The following is an 18,459-nucleotide window of genomic DNA, read 5'->3' on the forward strand; positions in this document are numbered from 1 at the left end:
GATTATTTATCCATTCCTAAGTCAATACTTGGATATAATCCTTTAGCAAAAGAGATAATACCGTCTTTTGTTCTTGTTGCACTTGCATACATTTCACTTAAAAAGATTGGAACAACACGTTTATTTTTAATGGCATTTAAACTTGCTAATGATTCATCTTTTAAGATTTTATCTAAATTCTCTTGTTTTACTTTTTCTGCGTCATCTCCTTCATAAGGCATGTAAACAACAAAAATCACATCTGGGTTAGCAGCAATTAAGTCTTCTTTTCCTAATTTTGCAACATCAGCATTTTTTAATTGACCACCTAATTTAGTCACCATATCTCCACCTAGTGTATTACTACCGTAGTTTCTAAATGCATCTTTTTCATTTTCAAGTACTAAAACACTTGGTTTTTCTTTCATGTCTTTTGTTTTATCAATCACTTTTTTAATTGTATCTTGCATATCTTTTACAATTGCTTCTGCTTTTGATTGTACATCAAAAATTTTACCGATATTTAAAATATCTGTGTATTCATTTTCTAATGTACTAATACGTTTTTCACCGTCTTTCACACGACGTGTATTGCTGTTAACGTAAATATTTACTTTTTTGTCTACCCAGTCTTTTGCATTTCCTAATGTTTTTTCACCGAATAAAGACCCCCATGAAAAAATCATATCTGGTTCTAAAGAAGTTGCTTTTTCAAGAGATGGTGCAAATTCTGTTAAGTAATTCAATTTAGAGAAACCTGCTTTTTGATTTTCTGGTACAGCATTATCTAATCCAGATGCAGCGACAATTCTGTCTTCTAACCCTAAAGCAAGTAATGTTTCGATACTTCCTTGATAAACAGCTAATACTTTCTCTGGAGATTTTGTATACACTGTTTCCAATTCACTTCCATCTGATCCCCATGTTTTAATTGTTAATGGATACTGTGTTTTTCCTTCTCCCATACTTGCTTTTGTATTTGCATTTTGCACGGTATTTTCTTTTTGAATTTCCGATGCATTTTTTCTAGCACTTTCTCCATTTTGTTGACATGCACCTAATAAGGCTACTAAAGCTAAAGTTGTTGTTAATTTTACAAATTTTTTCATCATTATCTCCTCTATTTTTCAATGGTAAATCTAAACCAATTCACTTGATTGGTATCACTTGTTGAGAATGGATATCCACCCTGTATCCAATCTTTTTTTATTTTCTTCTCAATACCACTCGCATTGATTAAATTCTCTTGTATCAATCCTGCCGTATCAAATCTTTCTTTGACTAAACTTGTATACGTAATACCTGCTCTTTCTAATAAGCACGGAATATCATCAGGTAAAATCAAATACAATAAGCGAATGAAACGGTATTGATTGATGACTTCATTATCCATACATTCTTGAATAGAAATATCTGTTTGTATTTCTTTTGTTGGTAAATGTAAGGTTGCTTTTGCTCGATAAAAAAAATACAATCCTTGTTTTGCCTCTTTGACTTTTTCAACAGAAATAGCCATATCATTTGGAATAAACACTTCTAAAATGAGTTGCCCTTGCTTTTTAAGCGAGTACATTAATTTTTCAACAATAATACATTGTTGCTTTGGTGTAAAATGTTGAAGAAATCCGTCAGCAGCAATGATGACATCGTACTGCTCTTTTGGTAAATCTACTTTTAAAATATCCTCTTGAATAACGGTTACTTTATCAAGAATATGTTGGGGTATTTTTTCAAGCATTTCTTTACTCTTTTCAAGTAATGTGACATGTGAGCCATATTCTAAAAATGGTACACCGACACGTCCAAAACCTGCACCGACATCAAGGATATATTTATTTTCTAATTCATCTATCTCATATTTAAGTGGTGAGGACTTACCAGAAAATAAATAGTAACACTGTGCTTCTAAACCTTTATAATCTGTTGCAGGTCGGATATAGCGTTTTTTTTCACTCATGCCACACATTGAGCAAAGCGTTGATTTTAAATCGTTTAATTCAGTATGCTTAGGCACTCCATTTTTTGTATCTCCTTCGAATGAATTATAAATAAATCCACACCTACCACAATCGTATATTGGCATATCTTTTATTACCTCCTTTACTACATACTGACGTGATGTTTTCAATAAAAAATCGTTATTTTAAAGTCATCGTACTTTAAAACAACGATACTGATCAGAAAACAGCAAAAAGACTACAAAGATCAGGAATGGTAGCATTTTTGTAGCCTCATCGCTATTATGATAAGTTGAAAACACATCGTTGTGCTCTTTTATTCTACTATAAAATAGTAATCATTTCAATATAAAACGTTACATTTCATAAAAATTCCGTTTTGCAAAAAATAAAGCGTTTTTCTTTGACTTTTTGATGTTATAAGGTATACTTATTTATATAAAGTATCGGTAGGTGAGACTACCACAGGGATACGGATTACTACCGCAAAATAGTGGAGACACTATTCGTTGGTCAGCAGTGATTGTCGTTAAGGCGATGACTAATGTAATTTCATTGCCCTGTGATGTTAAAGCTTGAACGATGAATATGGCGCTATTTGTCATCTTATTGTCGTTCGATAATAAGATTTTTTTATTTTTTAAGGAGGTGAGGAAAATGCCAGATGATGCATACAACAAGCAAGATGATGTTTTTAGGTGCCTACATAAAATGGCATTTTCCTGCCATTTTGTAAGCATTAAAACTAAAATAGACTATATTGAGGTGAAAAAATGCAAACAATTAAAGAAAGAATGCTTCTAGCATTAACACAACCTATTCAAGAGGTTTATCGTTTATTTGACACAACGTCTACTGGATTGACGGACACACAAATAGAAAACAATCGCGAAGAATATGGTAGTAATATTATTACAAAGACAAATGAAACACCTTTATGGAAGAAAATATACGAATCTATTATCAATCCGTTTACGATTATCCTTTTAGTGATTGCGTTTGTCTCACTTGTGACGAATGTATGGCTTGCACCAAGTGGAGAAAAAGATCCAACAACATTTATCATCATTATTTTACTTGTGCTGTTATCAGGTGCTATTCGCTTTATTCAAGAACTCAAAAGTGATAAAGCATCTAGTAATTTATCTCAGCTCATTATCAATACAGCTACTGTTATCAGAAATGGGAAACAATTAGAAATACCGATTGATGATTTAGTTGTGGGTGACATCATCAAATTAAGTGCTGGAGATATGCTGCCTGCTGACGTTTTATTATTAGAAACAAGAGATTTCTTTGTGCAACAATCTAGTCTAACTGGTGAAAGTGATGCGATTGAAAAACGTGCTCTCCTCTCTCCTATGGATACCGTTGATACTTCGTTACTGGAAATAGAGCATTTAGCATTTATGGGAACAAATGTTGTCAGTGGAAGTGCTACTGCTTTGATTTTAGCGACCGGAAATGACACAATGATTGGAAGTGTTGAACAAACATTACAAAATATTGATGAACCAACAAGTTTTGAAAAAGAAATGAATAGTATTTCTTGGTTACTTATTCGATTGATGCTTGTTCTTGTTCCGGTTGTCTTTGTCATAAATGGGCTAACAGATGGAGATTGGATTGAAGCAGGTGTCTTTGCGTTAAGTGTTGGTGTAGGACTAACTCCTGAGATGTTGCCAATGATTATTACAGCTAGTTTAGCTAAAGGGTCTATAATTATGGCAAAAGAAAAAGTTATCATCAAAAAACTAAATGCCATTCAAGACTTAGGTGCTATTGATATTTTATGTACAGATAAAACAGGAACATTAACACAAGATGAAATTATTTTAGAATATCCTTTAAATATTCATGCTGAATTAGATTTAGACGTCTTAGAACAAGCCTATTTAAATAGTTACTATCAAACAGGATTAAAAAATTTACTAGATCATGCCATTATTCAGCGAACTGAAAAAGAATCATTAACACACGAACATTTACAAAATTTAAACACTTACTATGCCAAAATTGATGAATTACCTTTTGACTTTGAGCGTCGTCGTATGAGCGTTATTGTTAAAGACAAAAAAGAACATATTCGTATGGTAACAAAAGGCGCTTTAGAAGAAATGTTATCCATTTCTTCTTATGTACAAGATAGTGAAAACATTATTCCTTTAACAGAAAACGTACGTGAAACAATTTTAAATGAAGTCGATAAGTTAAATGAGCAAGGTCTACGTGTTTTAGGAGTTGCCTATAAATCTTATGAAGATATTCATGCTTTCACAACAGAAGATGAATCAAATATGGTGTTAATGGGTTACTTAGCTTTTCTTGATCCACCAAAACAATCTGCTGCTCCTGCTATTCAAGCATTGCGCGAGCATGGAGTTACAACAAAAATTTTAACAGGTGATAATGAAAAAGTAACCAAAACAGTTTGTGAAAAAGTAGGACTTGATGTCAATCATATTCTGCTTGGTTCACAAATCGAACAAATGGACGACGCTACATTAGCAGGCTTAGTTGAAGAAACAACGATTTTTGCTAAATTATCTCCTGAACAAAAAGCACGTATTATTCGCTTGCTTAAAGAAAAAAATCATAAAGTAGGCTACATGGGAGATGGTATCAATGATGCTTTATCTATGAAAGTTGCCGATGTGGGTATTTCTGTTGATACCGCTGTTGATATCGCCAAAGAAGTGGCTGATGTTATCTTATTAGATAAAGATTTATTAGTTCTTGAAAAAGGACTAATTGAGGGACGTAAAGTCTATGCGAATATGACAAAATATATTAAAATGACTGTTAGTTCAAACTTTGGTAATATTTTCTCACTTTTATTTGCAAGTGTCTTTTTACCATTTCTACCAATGGCACCCATTCATTTAATCGTTCTAAATTTAATCTATGATTTAAGCTGTATCGCATTACCATTTGATAATGTTGATACATCATTTTTAAAACAACCACATACATGGAGTGCAAAATCAATTACTAAATTTATGGCATGGATTGGACCAGTTAGTTCTATTTTTGACTGTTTAACATTTATACTACTCTTTTATGTCATTGCACCAACCATGACTGGCTTTTCCTACCATGAATTGACAAATCCAACATTATTCATTCTCATTTTCCAAACAGGTTGGTTTATTGAATCTATGTGGTCACAAACAATGGTTATTTATATGCTACGTTCACCTAAATTGCCATTTATCCAATCAAAACCTGCTTTATCAGTGTTAATTACCTCACTTGTCGCTGCATTGACATTAACAGCACTACCTTACACACAATTAGCAGGCCCATTGAAATTAGTACCACTACCTCTATCTTATTATATTGTACTCATTGTTATTCTTGCTTTATACATGGCTTTGGTAACAATCGTAAAATCACTCTATATTAAACGTTACCGTGAGTGGTTATAATCTATTGGAATAGAAACCAGCTGAAACGATACTATGAAGTGTCGTTTCAGCTGGTTTTTATTAGTCAAAAAGACTTGAAATGAACACTTTTAAGAAATTAGTTTCAAGTCTTTTTCTATTCAGAAACTCTTTATATGAAATTACTAATTTTCCATGCTTTTCACTTTTAGATTCGACTCTTTTTACTATATGATATTTTTCCATAATGTTGTTTATAGACGAGATTTTTTAATTTGTTCAAAAAGAGTTTCTTGTACTTTTTTAGACCACATGCCTTTCATTGTTTTATCTATTTTATCGCTAAGAAACACTAATTTTTTTGCCATATCATCTAATATTTGTTCTAACTCACATTGATAGTCTATCTTTATTGCTTGTTTCATGTGATACATTTCATCAATATAAAACGTAGAGATAATCTGTCGTTCTAACATTTTTTGAAAAAGTGTCATATCTGTAATATGTATGTCTTGAAAATTTTGTTGAATAAAGACATCTAATTTACTTTCCAATTTTATTCTCCTTTTTCTATTGCTCACTAGTTTTATTCCATTGTTGATATAAGCGTTGTTTTTCAAGAGTATATAAATCATCAATCTTATACTGATACATGTGATAAAAAGTTTTATCACAATTTCTAGCCTTTAAAATTGCTAACATCTGTTCTCTTTTTTCGTCTAAACAAGCTAATCTTTCTTGAAAATATGTATCGTTATCTACCACTACTTAAATACTCTTGTAAATTGTGCATCTTGTGCCACTTTTTCTTGTATTCCTTTTTGTATCGCATGCTCTAATAATACATACTCTTCTTGAAACCGTTGGTATTGTATTTGTTTATTTTTAAAAAACATACTTAAATCCTCCACAATCGTTTGATAAGTAACACCATTTTCTTGATAACATTCTACAACCTCGTCATATGATAAACCATGACGGAATGATTTTGACAATAGACCATGCCACTCATCAACAACTCTTTGCTCATATCGTCGTGTTAACATCTCGATTCCCATATACGCTTCTTGTACAATATTCTTTATTCCTTTAGCAATAATACTTGCCTGTTGAGTATCTAAAAACACATATTCATCACTACTTAATCCACTTTGTGCAAATTTCCCTGATAAAACATGTAAATGTATCAACTCTTGTAAATAAGGTGTTTGAAAAACGGTCATCGTCTGTCCTTGTTTATTAATTAGTTGATTTTCATCATTAAATTGCCACATATTCAAATCATGTGCATGACTTGATATACCATAATCAATATAGATGGCTGTACCTGTTTGATTGCCCGTAATATTTCCAATCACATCATACGGATTTCGATAATTTTTAAACTGTTCTTTATACATTCTCATATATGCAATCTCTTGTTTTGAAATAAGTGGACTAATATCTGGTCCATTAAAACCAATGTTCATATACCCACATTTTAAAGCAACATACATCGCTAAAGACTGCCCCAACGAATGTCCTGTCGTTGTTATTGTCGCATTTGGAAAATGTTCTTTGATACGCTGTTGAAAAGAAAGTGCCGTTTGAAATTGACTAGTGGTAACATAGGGATAATGCTGATCTTTTTGATGCGTTACCAATAGTGCATCATTACCGTTGATAAAGCTTTGTACATCAGTATTTGTATCGTGTATATCATCAGTATTTGTACCTGCATAAGCAATGACAATACGCTCATAGTCATTTAATGGAGAAACAGCCATCGCTTGCATACCATTTTCTTGATTATCCTGTATGTCTAACACTTGATAAGTTTGATGAAGTATTAGCATATCTCCTATATCAACACGCTTTCTACCTTTTTTTCTTTTATCAACATGATAAACAATATCTGCCAAACTTCTAAAATCACTATCTGGTACCATCTTTACTCTCCTAAATAATAAATAATTTGAGGGATTTGCTGTTGGGACGATAATGTCTTAAATGGCAAATTAAAATCTTTTTTATAAAATAAACTATCAATCTTTTTTCTATCCGGACTAAACTCTACACATACTGTATAAGTATCATTAATTTTTATTTCCGTATAGATATATCCTACTTTCCAATCATACGCATAATGGATAAATTCGATTTTTTTAATCATGTCATACTGATGTATCAAATGATTTGCTATGATAAATTGATTGATACATTTGTCTTTCACACTCATTCCTTTAATACATAAAAAGCATATCATAAAAACGACTATCCCTAATATCACTTGTTTTTTGTAATATATTTTTCTTTCTTTTTGTACAATCATCTTAGTTAATAATCGCTCTTTCTTTCAAACTAATATATGTTTTTTGCCCAATAATTAAGTGATCTAAAACTGATACACCAATCATCTCTCCAGCTGAAACCAATCTTTTCGTAAACAAAATATCTTCATGAGATGGTTCTGGATGTCCACTTGGGTGATTATGTGCAATCAGAATACATGTTGCTCCATATTTTAATGCCAATGCATAAATATCTCTTGGATTAGCAATACTTCTATCTGCTGAACCAATAAAAATATTTTTCTTTTGAATAATTTCATGCTTCGTATTTAAAAATAAAACAGCAAGATGTTCTTGCGTTAATCCATTCATATGATGCATAAAATAATCCGCCGCTGTTTGACTAGAAATGATTTTTCCTAATTTTAATTGTTGTGCTGTAACAAGTCTAAATCCTAGTTCAATAGCTGCTTTTATTTCAATCGCTTTTACGAATCCAATCCCATTGATTTCTTTTAATTCTTCAATAGTTGCTGATTTTAATTGATATAAATCTTCAAAATGGCATAACATATCACGTGCTACTTGTAAAACAGTTTCATCCTTTGTGCCTGTTCTTAATAAAATCGCTAATAATTCATGGGTCGCTAGCGATTGTTCACCGTATAAAAGTAGCCGTTCTCTAGGTTGTTCATCAATCGGTAACTGTTTCATCATCTTCTTTCTCATGAAATCCCTCCACACATACTATATGCAAAAAACTTATTTTTTTGATAAAATTCTTATCATGATTTAAAGGCTCTTCGTCAAATTGTGTTGGTGGAGAGAAATAGTGAGTATGTTGGTAGTGAATGGCATTAACCATTCACTACCTTTTTCACATTCTTTTTCTGCCATTGGGAATGGTGTTGTATGATTAAAATACGTAATCTAAAATAGGAAAAACGTCTGTAGCCATAGGCAATCCGTTTGATGACTTTAATATGATTGTTGATAGCTTCTGTGATACCGTTTGAATAAGGTGTGGTAAAAGCTTGATAAATACCATTCTGATAGGTTTTAAAAATATCAAATTTCTTTCTAAACCACTCTGGTAATGACGGGTCAATATGATGAATAACCTCCATAAATAAATCAAAATCTCGCTGTCTATAAGCATATCTCAGCTCTTGTACAAACTCATATGCTTGTTTTAAAACAGGACTATAGTCTAATAATCTATCAAGGATTTGTGCGTGTGTCAGATATGTTTTAAAGGATTGGTGATAATGATAGTCTGTATCATTTACATCAAAGGCATCTTTTAATAATAATTTCCAGTATTTCTTTAAGTGTTTATAAGCCTTTTCTTCTTTTTTAAAGGTGTTCATTTCTTTTATACGTAGTGTATTTAAATTCCGATGTATATGTTGTATGATATGAAATCTATCTGTTACAATAACGGCATTAGGAAAAACCTTCTGAATAAGTTTGCCATAATTGGCATTCATATCCATAACAAGATAGCGAACGCTATGTCTTGCTTTTTTAGAAAATTGTTTAAAATAAGTGATTAAATGGTCTAATTGGCGACTAGGTAACACATCAATAATACGGTGCGTCAGCCCGTCTACACAGATAAAACTCATCTTCCCTAAATGAGATGTCACAGACTTAAATTCGTCGATACATAATACCTTAGGTAGATAATGAAAAAACGGTTTAACTTGTTTTGTATATTTATCTAAGACACGTTGTACGGTCACATCAGATACAAAGTGGTCTTGGCAGATATGTTTTCTTGAAATATTTTTCGTTAAATCAAGTGCGATAAGTTGTTTTAATTCTTTAGAAATACAACAATGTTTATCGACTAAAGAACACGAAGAAGAACAGGTTTTTAGACACGTTTTACAGCGATAACGGGTTCTTTTAAGAAGTAAAACAGTTTTGATTTGTCTAAACTTTGGTAATAATATTTTCGTTTGATATGTCCCATGTTTGATGAGTGTTTTAGCATGACAATGTGGACAGGTGTGGCAAGGCTTTGTCCAAGTGCCTTTAATAAAGTGGTGTGGAATACCATTTATTGTTTTTTCTTCTAACCAATGTTCATCAGCTATGAAAGATTTATCTGTTAATGTCAATAATTTTTTTGTATAATAATCCATGAGAAATACCTCCTTGTTTAATTGTGGTGATTTAATCATACAGGTATTTCTCTTTTTTTGTCCACTTTTATATACAAAATCGTGTTGGTGGATTATTCCCACCAACACGATTTATTATAGAGCCGATTTAAAAAGAGCTAAAACAAAATAATCAACATTTTTAAAATAATAAAAAGGCTTGAAAACAACCTGTTCAACAAGTTGTTTTCAAGCCTCTTTTTGAGTCATCTTTTCATTCTATTTTTGGCTTGATTTTATCCTTTCAATTTTGATAAATCAATTTTAAAAGTTGTTCCATCTTTTTCATTACTTGTCACACTAATTTTCGTATGGTGCATCTTAGCAATCGTATCGGCAATGGATAAACCTAAACCATATCCGTGTGTTTCACGTTGTCTAGAGTCATCAATACGGTAAAAACGTTCAAATAAACGTTTTAATTTGTCTTGCGGAATGACATCTCCTTTATTTTGTACACTTAAAACGCCTTGCTTTGTCACAGTGATCCTTATTTCCTCTCCTTTTGGAGAATATTTAATCGCATTATCTAATAAAATGACAATGAGTTGTTTTAAATGAGAAGCTTCTCCCACAATAGAAACATCTTCTGAAATAGATAATACTAATTCTTTTTCTTGTTCAAACGCCACAGATTCTAAAGGCAATACCACTTCATACACTAAATCGGATAATGAAAGTGATTGAAAAACAGGTTTTTCTTTTGTTTGGTCATTTTTAGCTAGAAATAACAGGCGTTCAATCAATTCGGTCATTCGCCTTGATTCATCTTGAATATAGTCAATCCATTTCATTTTTGATTGTATGGTATCATTTGGATAATCTTTTAAAATCGCAGCATTCGCTAAAATAACGGCTATTGGTGTTCGTAATTCATGTGAAGCATCTGATATGAAATCTTTTTGTTTTTGCCACGTTTCTTCAACTGGGCGCATTGCCATACTCGATAAAACGGTACTACTTATAAAAACAAATAGTAAAGCAATCGTACCTATCTTCATAGCTGTTACTAATGTTTTTTGATTATTTTCAATTTCATGTGTAATAAAAGCAAATGCGGTATATCCGTTATTTTTCATATAACGAATATGATGATTTTCAAAAACAATATCTCCCTTACTTTCTTGGGCAACCGACATGATTTCACTAAAATTAACGATTTGTTCTTCAGCATTATAAGTAGACGCAATAATAGTTCTTCCGTCATTACTAATTTTAAATGTTAGTAATCCATCCGTTTTCATAATGTTGATACCTAATGGTGAATCCAATGATTTTTTCAACGCATCGTGAACACGTTCATTTAATTGATTTGAAACACTATAATAAAGTCCTCCGATAACAACTGTTACGATAATACTGAAAATACTCATCGTATAAAAAATAAATTTGTACTTTAATTTTTTAAGCATCTTTTTTTACTCTCATTCTTTTTCTTCTAAAAAATAACCTACTTTTCTAGCTGTTGAAATTGTCACACGGCTAGATAGAAATTGTAATTTTTTTCTTAAAAAAGAAATATAGACTTCAACATTATTATCTTCGGCATCAGAATCAAATCCCCACACACGAGAAATTAAGTCTTCTTTTGGCATAATTTGATTTTGATTGATGAGTAATAGACGTAAAATATCAAATTCTTTTGGACCTAAACGTACTGATTTACTACCACATTCTAATACTTGCGTTTTTTGTGATAATGTAATATCGACAAAGGAAATATCATCGTTAATAATATCTCCTTTACGTCTGGAAATAGCACGAATACGTGCAAGTAATTCTTCTTTTTCAAATGGTTTTGTTAAATAATCATCAGCACCACTATCTAGTCCTCTTACTTTATCTTCCACTTGATCTTTAGCTGTTAACATTAAAATGGGGGTAGCATTATGTTCTTGACGTAAAAGTTTTAATACTTGAATACCATTTAATTTTGGCAACATCATATCCAATACAACGGCATCATATGTATCCGAAGTAATATAATCATATGCATCTTGTCCATCATATACAACATCAACTAAATGCTTTTCTTGCTTTAAAATTTGGACAATCGTATCAGCCAATCTTTTTTCATCTTCTACAACAAGTATTTTCATTTTTCGTACCCTCCCATTTTCTTTCTATAATCTATTATACACGTCATTCCTTAAAATAACATGAAAAAACACATACAAAAATTCACGAAAAATATTCATATAAGTAGATATTTTTTATGAATAGCATTAAAAAGTAGACTTTTTATTCTGCCGAGTTGTAAAATAAAGTGCAAAAGCAAAATAGTGTTATAAAAACAAAAAAAGACAGATAATTAACTTACTAAGATTCACCACAAAATTAGAAAGGTCATTATCATGTCTAAAACAAATTATAACACAAAAAAACAATATAAACAGCTATCATTGGTTGAACGTACAAAAATTGAAACGTTATTAAACGAAAAAAAGCCAATACGATATATCGCTGAACGACTCGGAAGAAATGTATCCACAATTTATAGAGAAATTAAACGAGGAAGCGTTAATCAAATTGTTAATCGAAATGGTATCCAACGTGACGAATTAAAATATTACGCTGAAACAAGCCATTACATCTATAAAGCTAAGCAACAAAATAAATATCATCATGATTTAACTGAAAAATTTAGTCAACAATTTTTCAAAGACTTACAACAGGTAGTTACTGAAAAATATAGAACCCATAGTATTGATACCTTTGTACATTGGTATCGGCAAAATCATCCTAATGAAAAAGTCCCTTGTACGAAAACGGTTTATACGTTTGTTCATCAAGGTATTATCCCTATCAAACCAATTGATTTACCCAAAATGGTAAGCATTAGAAAACGACCGAAAAAAGAGAACACCAAAACATACAAGAAAAATATGGGTACATCTATCGAAAATCGACCAGACGTAGCGAATAATCGTACAGAATTTGGACATTGGGAAATTGATTTAGTCTTATTTAAGAAGACAAAAAATGAAGCACTATTATTAACGTTAGTAGAACGACAAACACGTTATACAATTATACGTAAAATGAATGATAAAACAGCACAATGTGTCTTACGGACATTAAAGAATATTTTTAAACAATATAGGAAATCAACCTTCAAGAGTATTACATCTGATAATGGGTCAGAATTCGCCTCGTTATCTGAATTAGAATCGACATATTTAAGCATTTACTATGCACACCCTTATTCATCTTATGAGCGTGGTACTAACGAAAATCATAACGGACAGATACGGGAGTTTTTACCTAAGGGTAAATCTATCAATACCGTTAAAAAGTCAACTATTCGTAAAATAGAATCCTGCTTAAATCAGAAAATACGGCGTAAATTAGGTTATCGTACACCTGCAGAGTTATTTTTATTGCGGGTAGATTAATAGTTTAATAAAAACAGGTTTCCCGTCAAGGCACACTTTGTTTTTCGCCTTGACTAGAAAACCTTTGTTTTTATTGTTTGGTTATTAACCCCGCAAAAGAGAAAGTAATTATCTGTTTTTTTGCACTTTACTTTACAATTGGAGGACTTTTTATTCTACATATTAAATAACATGTGCATATTGACAATATCTTAAAAAGATTATATTAGGAAAGACCATTAGAAATTCTGAACAGTTTCACTTTCAACATACTGCATATTGTACCCAAAAGTCACTTTTTGGTTTTTACAAAGAAGAGGTACCTTAACATCTAAAAATGTTAGGGTACCTCTTGCTAATAGCTTACATATCCTTTAATTTTCCTCTGAATTGTTCAATAGATGTGTAACCTTTTTTCTTCATAATAATACTTAATTCTCGGTTTAGTCTATCAAAAACACCTAAACCTTCTTTGTATAATTGTGTGCCAACAGCAACAAGACTTGCTCCACATAATAAGTGTTCAAAAACATCTTGTCCTGTTAATACTCCACCTGTTCCAATAATTTGAATGCTTGGATTTAAGCGTGTACACAAGGCACGCACATTCGCTAAAGCGGTTGGTTTGACATACGCCCCACCAATTCCTCCAAAACCACTTTTTGGTTTAATGACAACAGATTCACTATCCACATCAATGTATAAGCCATTCCCTATGCTGTTAATGGTGTTTACATAAGCTAAGGGAAATTGATTTAAAATTGTAGAAATGGCATCAAAATGTGCCATATCAAAATAAGGTGGTAATTTGACACCTAGTGGCTTTGTAAAAAATGAGAAAACATCTGATAATAATTGATGTGTCAATTCAAAATCATAAGCAATTTGAGGTTTTCCGGGTAAGTTTGGACACGATAAATTAAATTCTGTCATGCCTTGATAATCACTTTCTTGAACTTTTTTCAAAATAGAAATTGTTTCTTCATAACTCATTCCCACGACAGATAAAAAACATGGTTTTTCAGGATGTGATTTTTCGTACTCAATAACATAATTTAAATAGACATCAACACCTAAGTTAGGTAATCCCATAGAGTTAATACTACCTAGTGGTGTATCAAAATAGCGTGGTGTTGGATTTCCTTCTCTTTCATGCAATGTAGCTGTTTTTGTTACAAAAGCACCCGCTTGACTTTGACTTAAAGCATTTAAGTCCTCTACTGTTAAACAGTGAATGCCTGAAGCATTCAATAAGCAACTATTCAGTGTGTAATCTTTAAATGATGTTGTTGTATTCATAAAATCCTCCTATAAACGATTGTAGGCAATTCGCCCCTCAACAAGTGTCAATACTGGTATACCCGTTATTTCTTCGTTTGCATACGGTGTATTTCTTCCTTTGGATAAAAAGTTTGTTGGATCTATCGTTTCTTTTTTGTTTAAATCAATGACTGTTATATCGGCAGGGTAACCAATCTCCAATGTTCCGTATGGTAAATCAAAAATTTTTGCGACATTTGTACTCATTTTATCCACTAAGAAAGATAAAGAGAAAATACCTGTCTTAACAAAGGCTGTATACAATTGGCTAAAGGCTGTTTCGCAACCAACAATTCCAAATGCTGCTTGTGTCATAGACACTTCTTTTTCCTCTGTCGTATGCGGTGCGTGATCTGTGGCAATAATATCAATCGTACCATCTAGTAAACCGTCTATTAGTGCTTGTCTATCTTCTCTTGCACGTAACGGTGGATTCATTTTCCATAATCCATTGTCACATGGAATATCATTCTCATCGCTTAATAAATGATGTGGACAAACTTCGCATGTGACATGGATACCATTTTGTTTTGCTTCTCTTACTAATCGAACAGACTCTTTTGTAGACACATGACAAACGTGATAATGACAGCCTGTTGCTTCAGCAAGAAGTATATCTCTTGCGATTTGTACACTTTCACAAACAGACGGAATGCCTGGTAAACCTAATGCAATGCTTCTTTGTCCACAATGCATACAACCACCTCTAATCAATGAATTATCTTCACAATGTGCCACAATTGCTTTATTGAGAGATGCTGCTACCTTCATTGACTCAAACATCATATTAGCATCTTGAACACCTCTACCGTCATCACTAAAAGCAAAAACATAAGGCGCTAATGCTTCAAACTCTGCATATTCTTGTCCTAATTCATTTTTTGTAATAGCTCCATACGGTATCGCACGAATAACAGAATCTCTTTCAATAATATCTAGTTGCTGTTTTAAATGTTCGTATGTATCTGGAACAGGATTTAAATTTGGCATTGGCATTGCCGTTGTAAATCCACCTCTTGCTGCTGCTCTGGAAGCATGATAAATGGTTTCTTTATGTGTAAAACCAGGTTCTCTCCAATGCACATGGACATCAATAAATCCTGGAGAAATAAAACACCCTTTCACATCAATCACTTTATCCGTTTTAGATACTTTTATGTCTGGTGATATTTCTTTAATTTTTCCGCCCTCAATAGCAATATCATAAGACATAAGTGTATCTTGTTCTAAGACTGTTCCATTTTTTAAAATCAGCATAACAAACTCCTTTTTATAATTGGTTTTCGGTAATCACTTTTTCCAGAATAGCTTGACGCATAAACATACCATTTCTCATTTGTTCAAAAATACGTGATTTTGGTGCTTCTACAAGCTCATCTGCAATTTCAACATCACGATTGACCGGTGCTGGATGCAATACAATGGCATGCTCTTGCAATTTTCCATAGCGTTCCATTGTTAATCCGTATGCTCTATGATACGTTTCTGGAGAAAAATTGTATAAAGTATGTCCATGTCTTTCATGTTGTACACGTAATAACATACATACATCAACTTTTTCAATCACATCGTCAATATCAACAAAAGTACCTACTGTTTCATCTTTCCAATGATCTGGTGCAACAAAGGTTACATTTGCTCCTAAGCGACTTAAAGCAACTGCATTACTTTTCGCCACACGAGAATTTTTAATATCTCCAGCAATAACAATGTTTAACCCTTCAAAATAACCAAATTCTTCATAAATCGTCATTAAATCTAATAAGCATTGTGACGGATGTTGCCCCGTTCCATCTCCCCCACTAATGACAGGAATAGATAAATTTTCTAATTGTTTATAATATTCATTTTCACTATGTCGAATCACTAATAAATGGCATCCAATCATTTCAAGAGTTTTACATGTGTCATATAGTGTTTCCCCTTTTTGAACAGATGATGTACTTACTTCAAAAGGAACAACTTTAAGACCAACTTCTCTTTCTGCCACTTCAAAACTAACTTTTGTTCGAGTTGAATTTTCAAAAAATAAATTAGAAACGTATAAATCAGGTCTTTGTAAAACAGGCGCACCATTTTTTAATTCAATAGCACGTTTGACAAGTGCAAATACTTCTTCATTGGATAATGTTTCCATTGTAACTAAATTTTTCATGTGTTGACAGCTCCTTTTTATTTTTATATAAGCACCAAAAAATACCTTGTAGTCATTAAGACCACAAGGTATGACAAAATGGGTGTACAAAAACACCGAAAAATCAGTTCATTGTTCATCTCTTGTTAGTCTCTCTGGACTACTTTAAAAAGATTTCTTTTAGTTGGGATTATTCTATCACTAATTGAGAAGAATGTCTAATATTTTCTAAATCTTTTTTGTCTATCTTGTTTAATTTCTTCAGGTGTTAACTTTTCATAAAAAGTTAGTACCTGTTTTATTTCAGAACGCACGTCTTCAATCACTTGTTCTTTTGGTCTTAAACGGCGTTTGGCTTTTCCTAGCGTTTCTTGGAAAATACCGTCAATAATATTTAAATCAAGTAGACTATCCGGTGTTAATTTCATCATATCTGCTGCTTCTGCACTTTTAGATGCATCTTTCCATAAAATAGCAGCAAAACCTTCCGGAGAAAGTACCGAATACATACTATGTTCTAACATGTATACTTTATTACCCATGGCTAAAGCCAACGCTCCTCCGCTTCCACCTTCTCCGATAATAATCGTTATAATTGGAACCGTTAATTGACTCATCAGCACCAAATTTTGTGCGATAGCTTCACCAATACCTCTACTTTCTGATTCTGAACTACAATAAGCTCCTGCTGTATTGACAAATGTAATAATCGGTCTTTGAAATTTTTCAGCTTGTTCCATTAACCGATACGCTTTTCGATAACCTTCTGGTAAAGGTGAACCAAAATTACATGCCATATTACTTGCTAAATCATGTCCTTTTTGTGTCCCAATAATAGTCACAGGTTGCTCATCAAAAAAAGCAATGCCTCCCACAATGGCTTGATCATCGGCATAGTATCTATCACCTTTTAATTCAATAAACTGATGAAACAATGCTGCTATCCACTCTTTTGTGGTCATTTTTTGTGTATCTCGAGCTAATTTAACAATATCACTTGCTTTTTTCATGACAACCTCCCATACTCGTATGTATAGACAAAACAGTACCTAAAAAAGAACGCAATGCTTCTCTTTTGACAATACAATCAATAAAGCCATTCTTTTGCACTTGTTCAGCAGATTGAAAATCATCTGGAAGTTTCTCTTTGATTGTTTGTTCAATGACACGTTTACCAGCAAATCCAACCGTTGCTTTTGGTTCAGCAACAATCATATCTGCTTCCATAGCAAAACTTGCTGTAACACCACCTGTTGTTGGATCTGTTAATACAGCCATATAAAACAAACCAGCTTGTCCATGATTGGATACCGCTACACTCACCTTTGCCATCTGCATTAAAGATAAAATACCTTCTTGCATTCTAGCACCACCAGATGCACAAAATAAAATGACAGGAAGATTTTTTTCAAGTGCTTGTTCAAAAAGATATGTAATCTTTTCACCAACATTACTTCCCATACTACCCATAATGAAATGGGTATCCATAATACCAATAGCAACTGGCAATTCATTGATACATGCCTGCCCTATAAGCACTGCCTCGTCGAGTGCTGTTTTTTCTTGTAATGTTTCTATTTTTTCCTCATAAGCAGGAAAATCAAGTGGATTTTGAATAGAAAGTTTTGGCAACCATTCACAAAAACTATTTAAATCAACGGTTAACGCCAATCTTTCAAAAGCAGATAAGCGAAATGGATAGTGACATTGTTGACAACATTTAAAAGGTTCTATATCCGGCAAATAAAAAATATGATGACAATGTGGGCATTTTCCCCACATACCGTCAGGAATACTCATCTGTCTTTTTTCAATATCTTGTTTAGACGGAATAGAAATATATGCTCGTTTTCTAAATGGTTTCATAGAC

Annotated in this window: 17 protein-coding genes; 2 read left to right on the forward strand and 15 right to left on the reverse strand. The window is 32.4% G+C overall.

Features of this window, described 5'->3' with window-relative positions; genetic code table 11:
- Positions 1 to 2: 2 nt before the first annotated feature.
- Entirely contained in the window at positions 3 to 1,091 is a 1,089-nt protein-coding gene (locus H1220_04560) for an ABC transporter substrate-binding protein (protein QMI85021.1), read from the reverse strand.
- A gap of 8 nt (positions 1,092 to 1,099) precedes the next feature.
- A complete protein-coding gene (locus H1220_04565; GenBank protein ID QMI85022.1) occupies positions 1,100 to 2,062 on the reverse strand; it encodes a methyltransferase domain-containing protein in 963 nt (320 codons plus the stop codon).
- Between the two features lie 648 nt (positions 2,063 to 2,710).
- Here H1220_04565 and mgtA point away from each other — a divergent pair.
- A complete protein-coding gene (gene mgtA, locus H1220_04570; protein QMI85023.1) occupies positions 2,711 to 5,365 on the forward strand; it encodes a magnesium-translocating P-type ATPase in 2,655 nt (884 codons plus the stop codon).
- A gap of 212 nt (positions 5,366 to 5,577) precedes the next feature.
- Here the strand turns inward: mgtA and H1220_04575 are convergent, their stop codons facing one another.
- The 8 genes from H1220_04575 to H1220_04610 all read right to left on the reverse strand — a co-directional run bounded on the left by H1220_04575 (position 5,578) and on the right by H1220_04610 (position 11,860).
- Positions 5,578 to 5,877: a hypothetical protein gene (locus tag H1220_04575; GenBank protein QMI85024.1), complete on the reverse strand. Its 300-nt coding sequence runs from the start codon at positions 5,875 to 5,877 to the stop codon at positions 5,578 to 5,580.
- 16 nt (positions 5,878 to 5,893) lie between these two features.
- A complete protein-coding gene (locus H1220_04580; GenBank protein ID QMI85025.1) occupies positions 5,894 to 6,088 on the reverse strand; it encodes a hypothetical protein in 195 nt (64 codons plus the stop codon).
- Entirely contained in the window at positions 6,088 to 7,251 is a 1,164-nt protein-coding gene (locus H1220_04585; protein QMI85026.1) for a DUF2974 domain-containing protein, read from the reverse strand. The genes H1220_04580 and H1220_04585 overlap by 1 nt, the downstream gene beginning before the upstream one ends.
- 2 nt (positions 7,252 to 7,253) lie before the next feature.
- Positions 7,254 to 7,541 carry a hypothetical protein gene (locus H1220_04590; protein QMI85027.1) on the reverse strand — a complete coding sequence of 96 codons (288 nt, stop codon included), beginning with the start codon at positions 7,539 to 7,541 and terminating at the stop codon, positions 7,254 to 7,256.
- A 94-nt stretch (positions 7,542 to 7,635) separates the two neighbouring features.
- Complete coding sequence (gene radC / locus H1220_04595) at positions 7,636 to 8,322, reverse strand: DNA repair protein RadC (protein QMI85028.1); 687 nt, start codon at positions 8,320 to 8,322, stop codon at positions 7,636 to 7,638.
- Positions 8,323 to 8,450: 128 nt separating this feature from the next.
- Positions 8,451 to 9,851, reverse strand: a complete 1,401-nt coding sequence (locus H1220_04600; GenBank protein QMI85029.1) for an ISL3 family transposase — start codon at positions 9,849 to 9,851, stop codon at positions 8,451 to 8,453.
- 146 nt (positions 9,852 to 9,997) lie between these two features.
- A complete protein-coding gene (locus H1220_04605; protein QMI85030.1) occupies positions 9,998 to 11,134 on the reverse strand; it encodes a HAMP domain-containing histidine kinase in 1,137 nt (378 codons plus the stop codon).
- Positions 11,135 to 11,185: 51 nt separating this feature from the next.
- Positions 11,186 to 11,860 (reverse strand): response regulator transcription factor, encoded by a 675-nt coding sequence (locus H1220_04610; protein ID QMI85031.1) that lies wholly within the window; start codon positions 11,858 to 11,860, stop codon positions 11,186 to 11,188.
- 255 nt (positions 11,861 to 12,115) lie between these two features.
- Here H1220_04610 and H1220_04615 point away from each other — a divergent pair, with 255 nt between their 5' ends.
- Complete coding sequence (locus H1220_04615) at positions 12,116 to 13,156, forward strand: IS30 family transposase (GenBank protein QMI85032.1); 1,041 nt, start codon at positions 12,116 to 12,118, stop codon at positions 13,154 to 13,156.
- A 342-nt stretch (positions 13,157 to 13,498) separates the two neighbouring features.
- Here H1220_04615 and H1220_04620 read toward each other — a convergent pair whose 3' ends face one another.
- The 5 genes from H1220_04620 to H1220_04640 all read right to left on the reverse strand — a co-directional run bounded on the left by H1220_04620 (position 13,499) and on the right by H1220_04640 (position 18,455).
- Complete coding sequence (locus H1220_04620) at positions 13,499 to 14,434, reverse strand: dihydroorotate oxidase (GenBank protein ID QMI85033.1); 936 nt, start codon at positions 14,432 to 14,434, stop codon at positions 13,499 to 13,501.
- A gap of 9 nt (positions 14,435 to 14,443) precedes the next feature.
- Positions 14,444 to 15,712, reverse strand: a complete 1,269-nt coding sequence (locus H1220_04625; GenBank protein ID QMI85034.1) for a dihydroorotase — start codon at positions 15,710 to 15,712, stop codon at positions 14,444 to 14,446.
- Between the two features lie 13 nt (positions 15,713 to 15,725).
- Positions 15,726 to 16,610 (reverse strand): aspartate carbamoyltransferase catalytic subunit, encoded by an 885-nt coding sequence (locus H1220_04630; protein ID QMI85035.1) that lies wholly within the window; start codon positions 16,608 to 16,610, stop codon positions 15,726 to 15,728.
- A gap of 197 nt (positions 16,611 to 16,807) precedes the next feature.
- Positions 16,808 to 17,599, reverse strand: a complete 792-nt coding sequence (gene accA, locus H1220_04635) for an acetyl-CoA carboxylase carboxyl transferase subunit alpha (GenBank protein ID QMI85036.1) — start codon at positions 17,597 to 17,599, stop codon at positions 16,808 to 16,810.
- Positions 17,583 to 18,455, reverse strand: coding sequence for an acetyl-CoA carboxylase carboxyltransferase subunit beta (locus H1220_04640; protein QMI85037.1), 873 nt, complete (start codon positions 18,453 to 18,455; stop codon positions 17,583 to 17,585). Before H1220_04640 ends, accA begins: the two co-directional genes overlap by 17 nt.
- Positions 18,456 to 18,459: the final 4 nt, after the last annotated feature.

It is taken from the genome of Carnobacteriaceae bacterium zg-84, from assembly GCA_013874835.1.
Taxonomy (GTDB): domain Bacteria; phylum Bacillota; class Bacilli; order Lactobacillales; family Aerococcaceae; genus WM01.